Origin of the sequence: Sphingomonas sp. Sph1(2015), assembly GCF_001970915.1 — a bacterium.
Taxonomy (GTDB): domain Bacteria; phylum Pseudomonadota; class Alphaproteobacteria; order Sphingomonadales; family Sphingomonadaceae; genus Sphingomonas; species Sphingomonas parapaucimobilis.
Window position 1 is genome coordinate 103993 of record NZ_MQUI01000008.1, and the last position, 12045, is coordinate 116037.

Here is a 12045-nt window from a genome sequence, read left to right on the forward strand (position 1 = left end):
CGCGCCGGGATCGAGCCTTATGACGACAGAGCCGAACGCCCGTCGACTGGACCTGATCACAATCGGCCGGTCCTGCGTCGACCTGTATGGCGAGCAGATCGGGGGCCGCCTGGAGGACATGGCCAGTTTCGCCAAATATGTCGGCGGCAGTCCGACGAACACGGCGATCGGCGCGGTCCGTCTGGGCCTGCGCGCCGGGCTGCTGACGCGTGTAGGCGACGATCATATGGGCCGGTTCGTCCGCGAACAGCTGACCCGCGAGGGGGTCGCGACGGACGGCGTCGTGACCGATCGGGAACGGCTGACCGCGCTGGTCATCCTGGGCATCCAGGACGCCGAGACCTTTCCCCTGATCTTCTACCGCGAGAATTGCGCCGATGCCGCGCTATGCGAGGAGGATATCGACCCCGACTATATCGCCACGGCCGGCGCGGTCCTGATCAACGGCACGCATCTGGCGCAGCCGGTGCCGCGCGCGGCCAGCCTGAAGGCGGCGCGGCTGGCCCGGGCCGGGGGCGGGCGGGTCGTTTTCGATATCGATTACCGGCCGGTCCTCTGGGGACTGACCGCGCGCGACAGGGGCGAGACCCGGTTCGTCGCCGACCAGGCCGTGACGGCGACGCTGCAATCGGTCTTGCCGCTGGTCGATCTGGTGGTCGGGACGGAGGAGGAAATCCATATCCTGGGTGGGACGGTCGATACGATCGCCGCGCTGCGCCGGATTCGTTCGGCGTGTGACGCGACGGTGGTGGTCAAGCGGGGTGCTCGGGGGTGCCTGATCGTCGATGGCCCGGTGCCCGCCACGGTCGAGGATGGGCTGGTCGTTCCCGGTTTCGCCGTCGCCATGTTCAACGCACTGGGCGCTGGCGACGCCTTCATGGCCGGGTTCCTTCGAGGATGGCTGCACGGCGAGCCGCTGACCGTCTGCGGGCTTTGGGGCAATGCGTGTGGCGCGCTGGTCGTCTCCCGTCATGGTTGCGCGCCCGCGATGCCCGGCTGGCGCGAGTTGCAAATGTTCATCGAGACGACCGACCGGCCCCACCGGCTTCGCGACGACCGGAGGCTGGAACGGGTGCATCGGACGGTCGAACGGGGCATATGCTATGACAGCCTGATGGTCCTGGCCGTGGATCATCGCACCCATTTCGAGGAACTGGTGGCCAGCCTGGGCGGGGAGAGCAGGGCGAGGGTCGCCACGTTCAAGTCGCTGGTATTGCGCGCGACGGATCGGCTGGCGGCGGGGGATACGGGCTTCGGCGTCCTGCTGGACGGCGGTGACGGCGCATCGGCGCTGACGGCGGCGGCGGGCTTGCCCTATTGGGTCGGACGCCCGATCGAGATACCGGGGTCCCGGCCCCTCCGCTTCGAGGGGGATATCGATCCGGCGATCACCCTGCGCGAATGGCCGGTGACGCAGGTCGTCAAATGCCTGGTCTATTACCGTCTCGACGATCCGGCCGAATTACGCGCGGCGCAGGATCGCGAGCTGTTGCGGCTTTACGAGGCGTGTCGGGCGACACGGCACGAAATGCTGCTCGAAGTCATCGTCTCGGCCCACGGCCCGGTCGATGCGCGGACGACCGCGGATGTGCTGGCGCATTTCTATGCGATCGGCATCTATCCCGAATGGTGGAAGCTGGAGCCGTCCGACGATCCGGCAGTCTGGTCCGCCATCGCGCGCGTGATCGAGGAGGGGGACGCGGATTGTCGGGGCGTCCTGCTGCTCGGTCTGTCCGCGACGCCCGAGGTCCTGCTCGAACGCTTCACCGTCGCGGCGGCCTGTCCGATGGTGAAGGGTTTTGCGGTCGGGCGGACGATCTGGCACAAGGCTGCGGCCGACTGGCTGGCCGGTACGATCGACGAGGAAGAGGCGGTGACCCGGATCGCGATGAATTTTCATGTGCTGGTGGACGCTTGGCGGCGCGCAAGGGCCGCCTTTCCCGCCTGAGCGATGACTGTCGAACCGAAGCTGCGGCTGACCGCAGGTCAGGCGTTGGTCCGATGGATGATCGCGCAACAGGTCGAAACCGCCGGGGGCATCCTGCCTTATTTTGCCGGGGTCTGGGCGATCTTTGGCCATGGCAATGTCGCGGGACTGGGAGAGGCGCTGGCGGCGGCATCCGATGACCTGCCCACGATCCGGGCGCATAGCGAGCAGGGTATGGCGCATGCCGCCATCGCCTTTGCCAAGCAAAACCGTCGCGAGCGGGCCATGGCCTGCACCAGTTCGATCGGTCCCGGTGCTACCAACATGGTCACCGCCGCTGCACTGGCGCATGTCAACCGCCTGCCGATCCTGCTTTTGCCTGGCGACGTCTTCGCCAGTCGCCGCCCCGATCCCGTTCTTCAGCAACTGGAGAGCTTTGGGGATCCGACCACCAGCGTCAACGATTGCCTGCGGCCCGTATCGCGCCTGTTCGACCGCATCCTGCGGCCCGAACAGTTGATCGACGCCCTTCCCCGCGCGATGGCGGTGTTGACCGATCCGGCGGCTTGCGGACCTGTCACGCTGTGCCTGTGCCAGGATGTGCAGGCCGAGGCGTTCGATTATCCGGTCTCGCTGTTTCGCACGCGGGTCTGGCGGCGGCGCCGACCCGTCCCGGATCATCGCGAAGTCGACGATCTGGTGACGGCGCTGCGCAATTCCCGCGCGCCGCTGATCGTGGCGGGAGGGGGTGTTCTCTACGCTCGCGCCGAAGAAGGGCTTGCACGGTTTGCGGCCGTCACCGGCATTCCCGTTGCGGAAACCCAGGCGGGGAAGGGCGCGATGCCCGATGATCATCCCCAGGCGCTCGGCGCGGTCGGCGTGACCGGAACGTCGGCGGCGAATGATGCGGCAGCGGCGGCGGACGTGATCGTCGCCATCGGCACGCGGTTGCAGGACTTTACGACGGGGTCGCGCACCCTGTTCGACGTTGATGCCACGCTGTTCCAGGTCAACGTCGCGCTGCATGACACGGCCAAGCATGATGCACGACCTGTGCTGGGCGATGCGGGCGTCGTGCTGGACGATCTGGCGGAGCGGCTGAAGGGCTGGCAGGTCGATCCGGCATGGCGTGCCCGCAACCTGTCGGCCCGAGCCCTATGGCTGCGGCAATGGGCAGAGGCCGTTGCCCCGGACGACAACGTTCCGTCCGATGCTCAGGTGGTCGGTGCGGTCTGGCGGGTGTCGCGACCGGATGACGTGGTCGTCTGCGCGGCGGGCGGCCTGCCCGGCGAGATGCACAAATTCTGGCGGGTGTCGCGTCCTGGCGGCTATCATGCCGAATATGGCTTCTCGTGCATGGGATATGAGATTGCAGGCGGGCTGGGCGTCGCGCTGGCGGCGCCCGACTGTCGTGTGACCGTGATGGTCGGTGACGGCAGCTATCTGATGCTCAATTCCGAGATCGCCACGGCCGTTGCGATGGGGTGCCGCATGACGATCGTCCTGGTCGACAATGGCGGCTTCGGGTGCATCGACCGTTTGCAACGCGCGACCGGCGGCCGGGCATTCGGAAACCTGCGCGATCAGGCCGCCCCGACCATCGACTTCGTGGCCCATGCCCGCAGCCTGGGGGCCAGCGCCGAGCGGGTCGGTGACATTGCCGCGCTCGAGGCGTCGCTGGCTCGGGCGAGGGACGCCGGGGGCGTCAGCCTCATCGTCATCCCGACCGACCCGGCGCGATCGACCGGGGTGGGCGGTCATTGGTGGGACGTACCTGTCGCCGAATGCTCCGATCGCTCCGATGTGCGCACGGCACGTCATCTTTATGATGCCGAGCGACGGAGGACATAGGGAAGCCCGCCCCGGTTTCATGCCTTGGCCTGGACCGCCGGACTGGCTTATGACGCTCGTCGCTTCGCTCGGCGTGATCCTCATCTGCCCGGGCCTGCTGGGAGTGCGTGGATGGCCATAAGCTGGGGAGTCAGTCCCATCGCCTGGGCGAATGACGATCTGCCCGCGCTGGGTGGCGCCATCACCGCCGATCGGATCATGGCCGAGGCAAATGGGATCGGCTTTGAGGGCATCGAACTCGGCAACCGCTTTGCCCGCGATCCCGCGCTCTTGTCATCGCAACTGTCCGCCCACGACCTGCGGCTGATCGGCGGCTGGTATGGCAGCAGCCTGCTGACCCGGTCGGCCGAGGCCGAGATCGCGACGCTGCAAACGCATCTTGCCCTGCTGCAAGAGCTGGGCAGCGATGTCTTTATTCTGGCCGAAACCTCCAACGCCATTCATGGGCGACAGGGAACGCCACTGACATCACGGCCGCGCCTGCAATCCGCCGACTGGGCCGTTTTCGGCGCCCGGCTCGACCGGGTTGCGGCCTATCTGGCGGATCGGGGCTTTCGCCTGGCCTATCATCACCATTTGGGGACGATCGTCGAGACAGGTGAAGACCTGCATCGTCTGATGGAGGCAACGGGCGATCAGGTCCGGCTGACCCTGGACACCGGCCATGCGACGCTGGCCGGGATCGATCCCGTCGCTATCGTTCGGGAATATCCGTCGCGGATTGCGCATGTCCATTGCAAGGATGTCCGGGCCGCGCGTTTCGCGGCGCTGAAGCGCGCCAAAGGCAGTTTTCTGGACGGTGTCGTTGAGGGCATGTTTACGGTCCCCGGTGACGGCGACATGGACTTCGCGCCCTTGCTCCGCGCGCTCGCCGACATCGGCTATGACGGTTGGGTGGTGATCGAGGCGGAGCAGGATCCGGCCAAGGCGGACCCGGCAACATATCAGCGTCTGGGGCTGGACACGCTCCGCCGGATTGCGGCCGAGACAGGATTGGTCGCGTGACGCTGCGCCTGCGCCCGCAGGAACCCGATGCCGAGGGTGTGGTGATCGATGTGACGCCCGAGAGCGCGGGTTGGTCGTATGTCGGCTTTCGCGTGGTACGGCTGGCCCCCGGCGCGCGATATGCCGGGGGTGAAGCGGGACGGGAAGTCTGCATCGTCCTGGCGAGCGGTCGCGCGACGATCTCGGCCGGGGACAGGATCTTTCGCGCGATCGGGGGCAGGACGACGGTGTTCGACGGTCCGCCCATATCCCTCTATGTCCCCGCAGGCGTTGGCTATGATATCGAGGCGCATACGCCCGTCGAGATCGCGATCTGTTCCGCGCCGGGTCTGGGGAACAGGGCGGTGCACTTGATCGCGGCCGAGGATGTCGGTCTGGAAACCCGTGGTAGCGGCACCAACATGCGTTTCGTCCGCAACATCCTGCCGGACACGTCGGACGTCGCGGAAGCGCTTCTCGTCGTGGAAGTCGTGACACCCGGCGGGCACTGGTCGAGCTATCCGCCGCACAAGCACGATGCCGATGCCTGGCCGGACGAAACGCAGCTGGAGGAAAGCTATTGGCATCGGACCCGCCATCCCAATGGCTTTGCGTTCCAGCGCGTCTATACTGACGACCGCTCACTCGACGAGACCATGACGATCGAGGATGGCGATGTCGTGCTCGTTCCGCGCGGCTATCACCCGGTCGCGGCGGCCCATGGGCATGATCTCTATTACCTCAATGTCATGGCCGGTCCTCGCCGGGCGTGGCGATTTACCGAAGATCCCGCCTTCCGCTACGACGTGGCCGTTGATTGACGGAGGCCAAGCCGCCGAAGCTGCACCACCAACCGGGACACGACCTGCCATTAGGGCTCTCGGGACCATCCCGCATACCCGGCCGCCTGCCATATGCGGCAGCTATCGATTCCCAGTTCTGGGTCGATAGGCTTTTACCAGCAAGCCCGGCAGCCCATTATGGTAGTACCAGAAAACGGTAGATATGAGGCTGATTGGTTGACGCTGAGCGTCCAATGGCAAATTATGACTCTAGTGACCAGAATTTGGTACTACCAGAAGCCAAGAAGAGGTGCCGTGGCGGTTTGGTCGCAGAATTATTACCCGTTGGGCGGTATCCGGCAGTCAATCCTGAACATCACCAAGGATCAGCGTCTGCAATTGTTGCTGGCCGGTTTCGGGTTAGGAGTCTCTCTGAAAGGAGTCGTCAGGTTCGGCGCGCCGGTGGCGATCACCGTGGCCCTGCTGGTCGGGCTGGGCTTTCGGTCGCTCTGTGCCGCTGGCCTGTGCCTGATCGCGAACATCGCGCCCTTCCTGATCCTGACCAAGTTCGTCTTCGGGTGCAGCATCGACCCGGTTAAGGCGGTGTTCGCCGCCGACGGGTCGCTCGCGCATCTCGTGCTGAAGCTGCACCTATCGTGGATGATCCCGTGAATATGCTCATGACAGCGGCCGCCAGCGTATCCCACCGGGCGGAGGCTGCGATCGAGGAACTGATCGCCCAGCGCAAATTGCTGCCGGGTGCGCGGCTGCCCTCCGAACGGTCGCTGGCCGAAACGCTCGGCGTATCGCGCAACATCCTGCGGGAGGCGATGAACCGGCTGGCGGCGCAGGGGCGCATCATCATCCGCCCGCGCGCCGGGGCGATCCTGGCCGAGCCGTCGGCGCAATGGACCGAACAGATGATCGCGGAGCCGCTGGCCCCGCTGGTCGAGGCCGATCCGGGTTATCGCCACGATATCTTCGAGGTTCGGGAGTCGCTTGACGGCGCGGCCGCCTATCACGCCGCACGGCGCGCCGATGCGGTGGACAAGGACCGTATCCGCCGCCGCTTCGATGCAATGGAGAAGCTGCACGGGGCGGGCGACGTGGCGGCGGAGGCCCATGCCGATGCCGCCTTCCACCTCGCCATCGCCCATGCCTCGCGCAACGCGGTGCTGACCCATGTCATGTCCAGCCTGTTCGGGCTGCTCCATACCAGCATCTCGCAGAGCCGCGAAAAGATCTATGCCGTGCCGCTGACGTTCGAAGCGCTGTCGGGGCAGCACCGTGCGATCATGGATCGCATCGTCGCCGGCGATGCGGACGGCGCCCGCGATGCGGCCGATGTCCATCTCGAATTCGTGCGCAACACCGTCCGGCGGGTCGAGGAGGACCAGGCCCGGACCGAACGCGCCGCAGCCGCGCGCAGTGCGGACCTCTCGTTATAGATTTGGGAACAATCCAATGATCATTTCCGCCACCACCGACTATCGCGAAGCCGCACGGCGCCGTCTGCCCCCGTTCCTGTTCCACTATATCGACGGCGGCGCTTATGCCGAACATACGTTGCGTCGCAACGTCTCGGACCTGTCCGACGTGGCGCTGCGCCAGCGTGTGTTGCGCGACGTCGCCGATATCGACTTGGGCACGACGTTGTTCGGACAGTCGCTCGGGATGCCGGTGGTACTGGCACCCGTGGGGCTGACCGGCATGTATGCCAGGCGCGGCGAAGTGCAGGCGGCACGGGCGGCGGCTCAGAAGCGGGTGCCGTTCACCCTGTCGACCGTGTCGGTCTGCGCCATCGACGAGGTACAGCGCCAGTCGCCCGCGCCGATCTGGTTCCAGCTCTATGTGCTGAAGGATCGCGGCTTCATGCGCGACGCGCTGGAGCGGGCGCAGGCCGCTGGCGTGGAGACCCTGGTCTTCACCGTCGACATGCCGGTGCCGGGCGCACGCTACCGCGATGCGCATTCGGGCATGTCGGGGCCGAACGCGGCGTGGCGGCGGATGCTGCAGGCAGTCACGCATCCCCGCTGGGCATGGGATGTCGGCATCCATGGGCGGCCGCATGACCTGGGCAATATCTCCGCCTATCGCGGCGCAGCGACGGGGTTGGCCGACTATATCGGCTGGCTGGGCGCGAATTTCGATCCGTCGATCGGATGGCGCGATCTGCAATGGATCCGCGACTTCTGGAAGGGATCGATCGTGATCAAGGGCATTCTCGACGTCGAGGACGCGCGGGAGGCGGTGCGCTTTGGCGCGCAGGGTATCGTCGTGTCCAACCATGGCGGGCGGCAGCTCGACGGCGTGTTGTCCTCGGCGCGGGCGCTGCCGACCATCGCGGACGCGGTGAAGGGGCAACTCACGATCCTCGCGGATTCCGGTGTCCGGTCGGGCCTGGACGTGGTGCGCATGCTGGCCTTGGGCGCGGATGCGACCATGCTGGGGCGGGCCTTTATCTATGCGTTGGCCGCCGATGGCCAGGCGGGGGTCGCCAACCTGCTCGACCTGTTCGACCGGGAGATGCGGGTGGCGATGGCGCTGACCGGCGTGCGGACGATCGCGGACATCGATTCGACCATCATCGCACGCTGATGCGGAACGGACCGGCGCAAACGTCCGCCATGTCGAAACGGGGATGCAGGATTCCGCATTTCCGGCAGCGGACGGGATGTGCCGCTTGGCTTTCCGGTCCGGTGGCGGCGGGAGCGACGCTCGCCACCACCAGACCGCAGAGGATTATCTGACACCGCGCCGGATGATTGGACGGTTGCAGCACCATCTCGCCGCGGTGCAACAGTAACAAAGCGGTATTGTGGTTTCGGGGTAACCGACGCCCAGGCTGCCGCTGTCCATGAGCCCAAAACCTGGCGTTTCGCGTTTATTATGGGGTACATCGCGGCCACGATGTCACGAGGTGCAAGTCACATGATGTACGCAGTCCTGATCGCCGCCGCCCTCTTGTCGCCCCTGACCGTCGGCGTCGCCCAGGCACAGTCCGATCCCGGCAAGAAGGCCTGTGTCGCCGAGGCGCGGCGTCTGTGCCCGATGGAGATGAAGTCGATGAGCCGCAAGAAGGTCGAGAGCTGCATGATCCAGAAGATCGACCAGACCTCGCCCACCTGTCACGCCGCGATGCTGCGGATCAAGGCCGAGCGGGAGGCGGGGGCGACCCGGCGCTGAGACCCAGCGCGCGGTTCTCCGTGCCGATACGGACATACAGCATCGCCGCGTTCAGGATGGTGAACAGCGCGGCGATGCCGAACAGCCCGAAGGTGAGGGGCAGCACCGCGATCTCGGCGGTGACGACCGCGTAGTTGGGGTGGCGCAGGAAACGGAACGGTCCCCGGGCAACCAGCGAGGCGCCTGGCAGGACGATGATCCGCGTCGTCCAGCGCGAACCTAGGGTCGCCAGCACCCAGATCCGCATCCCCTGCAACACGGCGAAGGCCAGCAGCAATGGCCACGAGACCGCCCGGTCGCCCACGCTGAACCACAGGGCGATCAGCCAGGCGGTGTGCATCGCGACCATCACCGGATAATGGTTTGCACCATATTCGCGCGCTCCCGCCGCCATCAGCCGGGCGGTGTTGCGCCGCGCGATGACCAGCTCGCTCAATCGCTGGAGCGTGACGAACGCCATGATGGCATAGGGCAGGGTCATCGATCGCACTCCAGCACCAGCGAAGACGCGGTGAAGCCCGGCCCCAGGGCGCTCAGGAGAGAGCGGGGCGGCAGGCCTTCCCGGCGATAACGGTCCAGTACGAACAGCACGGTCGGCGCGGACATGTTGCCATGGTCGCGAAGGACCGTGCGCTCCTGCGCCAGCGCACCGTGCGCCAGTCCGAGGGCGCTTTCCAGCGCGTCCAGCACGCGCGCCCCGCCGGGATGGCAGATGAAGCGGTCGATGTCCGACAGGGCGAGGCCTTGCCTCTCCAGCATACCGGTCACCGCCTGGCGCATCTCGCGTTCGACAAAGGTCGGGATCGCGCGGTTCAGGACGACCGCCAGCCCCGTCTGCTCGGTTCGCCACCCCATGATGTCGAGCGTGTCGTTCCAGGTGTTTTCCGCGCTGCCGACGACCTGGGCAAAGCCTTCGCGACCCGTTCGCAGAAGGCACGCCGCCGCGCCGTCACCGAACAGCGCGGTGGAGATCAGGTCGGCCTTGTCCGCGCCGTTGGCCCTCAGCGCCAAGCTGCACAGCTCGACCGTGACGAACAGCACAGTCGAGCCGGGTCGCGCGCGGGCCAGATCGGCGGCGAGCGCCAGCCCGGTGGCGCCGCCCGCGCACCCCAGGCCGAAGACCGGCACGCGCCGCACATCGTTCCGGAATGACAGATGCGCCATGGCCCGCGCCTCCAGGCTGGGCGTGGCGATCCCGGTCGAGGAGACGGTGACGATGGCATCGACGTCCCCGGCCTCCAGTCCGGCCTCCTCCAGCGCACCGCCAGCGGCGGCGACGAACAGGTCGAGCGCGACGTCGAGATAGGCGGCGCTCCGCTCCTCGAACGAGCGGGGCGTGCGATACCAGTCGAGCGGCATGGCCAGCTGGCGCTCGGCGATGCCCGCATGGTCGAATACGGGCGCCAGCCGATCGAAATCGGCGAAGCGGTCGCCGATCAATTCCCGCGCCGTGGCGAGGGCCTGATCCTGGGACAGTCGATGAGGGGGTGTGCGGGTCGCGAGCGACAAAAGGGCAACCGGTTGAGACATGCACCGTCCGAGTAGCCGGTCAACCGGCGGAAATGGATACCGGAGCGCAACGATCCGCGTCGCGGCTTGTTCAACCTGTCGAAAAATACAGGATAGGGCGGACGGATGGAAGGCGAAGCGACGATATGACGGCGGCAACCGCATCGCCCGCTGTGGAGCCGCAGACGGCCGGGTTCGCCGCTTGGGCGGGCTTCACCTTCATGTGTCTGGGCATGTTCATGGCGATCCTCGACGTGCAGATCGTCGCCACCTCGCTGCCGACGATCCAGGCGGCGTTGCGCATCACGCCCGACCGGATGGTCTGGATCCAGACCGCCTATCTGACCGCCGAGATCGTCGCGATCCCGCTGACCGGCTATCTGACCGATGTGCTGGGGATGCGGCGGCTGTTCGTCGGCGCGATCAGCCTGTTCACGCTGGCCTCGATCGGATGCGCGATGAGCGGCAGTTTCGAGACCCTGATCCTGTGGCGGGTCGTGCAGGGCTTTTCGGGCGGCACGCTGATCCCCATCGTGTTTTCGGCCGTCTTCCTGCTGTTCCCGGCGCGGGTGCAGGGGCTGGCCACGACGATCGCCGGTGTGGCTGCCGTGCTGGCGCCGACCATCGGGCCGATCGTCGGCGGATGGGTGACGCAATCCTTTTCGTGGCACTGGCTGTTCCGCATCAACATCGTGCCGGGCATCGTCGCGGCGCTGGGCGTTGCGTGGCTGTTGCGCGGGCAGGCGGCGGTCGAGCGGTCGGGCACGCGCCGTAGCATCGATATCGCGGCGCTGCTTCTGCTCGCCGCCGCGCTCGTCGCATTGCAGATCGGCTTGAAGGACGCACCGGCGCGCGGTTGGGGCGATGGGCGCGTGCTGGGCCTGCTGGCGGCCTTCGTGGCGTGCGGGACCTTGTTCGTCGTGCGGACATGGCGTGCGGCGGTGCCGCTGGTCGAGCTGCGTTGCTTCGCCGACCGCAATTTCGCGATCGGGTGCCTGTTCAGCTTCGTGCTGGGATTCGGCCTGTTCGGCTCTACCTATCTGATGCCCTTTTTCCTGGGGCTGGTGCGCGAGCATGGTGCGCTGCGCATCGGCGAGATCATGCTAATCACCGGCATCGCGCAGCTGGTGAGTGCGCCCATCGCGGTCTGGGCCGAGCGTCGGGTCGATCCGCGCTGGCTGACCGCCTTCGGCTTCGGATTGTTCGCGATCGGCCTGTTGATGAGCATGGGACAGACCGCGCAGACAGATTTCCACGCGATGATCCTGCCACAGGTGGTGCGCGGGGCGGCGATCATGTTCTGCCTGTTGCCGCCGACCCGCATGGCGCTGGGCCGCTTGCCGCGCACTTTGGTCGCGGATGGCAGCGGGCTGTTCAACCTGATGCGCAATCTGGGCGGCGCGGTCGGGCTGGCGCTGGTCGACACGATGATCTTCAGCCGCGCCGCGACCGAGGGACGCCATATCGCCAGCCGCCTTCAGGCGGGGGACCTCGACACGGCGCTGCGCATCGGTATCCCCAAGGACGCGTTTCTGGAACAACGTGGCCAGCCGCTCGACGATTTCGCTGTCGAGATGGTGCGGCCGCTGGTGGAAAAGGCCGCGCTCGTCCCTGCCGTCAACGCGGCCTGGGCCATGTGCGGGGTGCTGACCGCCATCGTCCTGATCGCGGTGCTATGGGTGCGGCGTACCCCCGCCGAATGAGGCGGGACCTCGGTTCGCTATGGGCGTTTTTGTTCCATGGACGCGGCGTCGATAGTGATCGATTAATGAAATCTGTCAGGCCCGAAAAATCGCTTGGACAGCG

General features: G+C 66.6%; 11 protein-coding genes. 9 read left to right on the top strand and 2 right to left on the bottom strand.

Annotation, left to right across the window (positions count from 1 at the left end):
- The first annotated feature begins 19 nt into the window (after window positions 1–19).
- The 8 genes from BSZ14_RS05495 (at window position 20) to BSZ14_RS05530 (ending at window position 8730) form a co-directional block, all read left to right on the top strand.
- Window positions 20–1948: a bifunctional 5-dehydro-2-deoxygluconokinase/5-dehydro-2-deoxyphosphogluconate aldolase gene (locus BSZ14_RS05495; protein ID WP_076710139.1), complete on the top strand. Its 1929-nt coding sequence runs from the start codon at window positions 20–22 to the stop codon at window positions 1946–1948.
- 3 nt (window positions 1949–1951) lie between these two features.
- Window positions 1952–3778, top strand: coding sequence for a 3D-(3,5/4)-trihydroxycyclohexane-1,2-dione acylhydrolase (decyclizing) (iolD, locus tag BSZ14_RS05500; RefSeq protein ID WP_076710140.1), 1827 nt, complete (start codon window positions 1952–1954; stop codon window positions 3776–3778).
- 111 nt (window positions 3779–3889) lie between these two features.
- Window positions 3890–4783, top strand: coding sequence for a myo-inosose-2 dehydratase (gene iolE / locus BSZ14_RS05505; RefSeq protein ID WP_076710141.1), 894 nt, complete (start codon window positions 3890–3892; stop codon window positions 4781–4783).
- Window positions 4780–5583 (top strand): 5-deoxy-glucuronate isomerase, encoded by an 804-nt coding sequence (gene iolB / locus BSZ14_RS05510; protein WP_076710142.1) that lies wholly within the window; start codon window positions 4780–4782, stop codon window positions 5581–5583. The genes iolE and iolB overlap by 4 nt, the downstream gene beginning before the upstream one ends.
- 276 nt (window positions 5584–5859) lie before the next feature.
- The gene (locus BSZ14_RS20235) at window positions 5860–6216 is read left to right on the top strand and encodes an L-lactate permease (RefSeq protein ID WP_338012073.1); all 357 of its coding nucleotides are present in this window, start codon (window positions 5860–5862) and stop codon (window positions 6214–6216) included.
- A gap of 2 nt (window positions 6217–6218) precedes the next feature.
- Window positions 6219–6992, top strand: coding sequence for an FCD domain-containing protein (locus BSZ14_RS05520; protein WP_241823648.1), 774 nt, complete (start codon window positions 6219–6221; stop codon window positions 6990–6992).
- A 16-nt stretch (window positions 6993–7008) separates the two neighbouring features.
- A complete protein-coding gene (gene lldD, locus BSZ14_RS05525) occupies window positions 7009–8142 on the top strand; it encodes an FMN-dependent L-lactate dehydrogenase LldD (protein ID WP_076710143.1) in 1134 nt (377 codons plus the stop codon).
- Between the two features lie 333 nt (window positions 8143–8475).
- A complete protein-coding gene (locus BSZ14_RS05530) occupies window positions 8476–8730 on the top strand; it encodes a hypothetical protein (protein ID WP_089413584.1) in 255 nt (84 codons plus the stop codon).
- Here BSZ14_RS05530 and BSZ14_RS05535 read toward each other — a convergent pair.
- Together BSZ14_RS05535 and BSZ14_RS05540 are read right to left on the bottom strand one after the other, a co-directional pair.
- The gene (locus BSZ14_RS05535) at window positions 8693–9211 is read right to left on the bottom strand and encodes an isoprenylcysteine carboxyl methyltransferase family protein (RefSeq protein WP_076710144.1); all 519 of its coding nucleotides are present in this window, start codon (window positions 9209–9211) and stop codon (window positions 8693–8695) included. The two genes, BSZ14_RS05530 and BSZ14_RS05535, sit on opposite strands and share 38 nt — an antisense overlap.
- Window positions 9208–10260 (bottom strand): type III polyketide synthase, encoded by a 1053-nt coding sequence (locus BSZ14_RS05540; protein ID WP_076710145.1) that lies wholly within the window; start codon window positions 10258–10260, stop codon window positions 9208–9210. The genes BSZ14_RS05535 and BSZ14_RS05540 overlap by 4 nt, the downstream gene beginning before the upstream one ends.
- Window positions 10261–10385: 125 nt before the next feature.
- Here BSZ14_RS05540 and BSZ14_RS05545 point away from each other — a divergent pair, with 125 nt between their 5' ends.
- Window positions 10386–11942, top strand: coding sequence for a DHA2 family efflux MFS transporter permease subunit (locus BSZ14_RS05545; RefSeq protein WP_076710146.1), 1557 nt, complete (start codon window positions 10386–10388; stop codon window positions 11940–11942).
- Window positions 11943–12045: the final 103 nt, after the last annotated feature.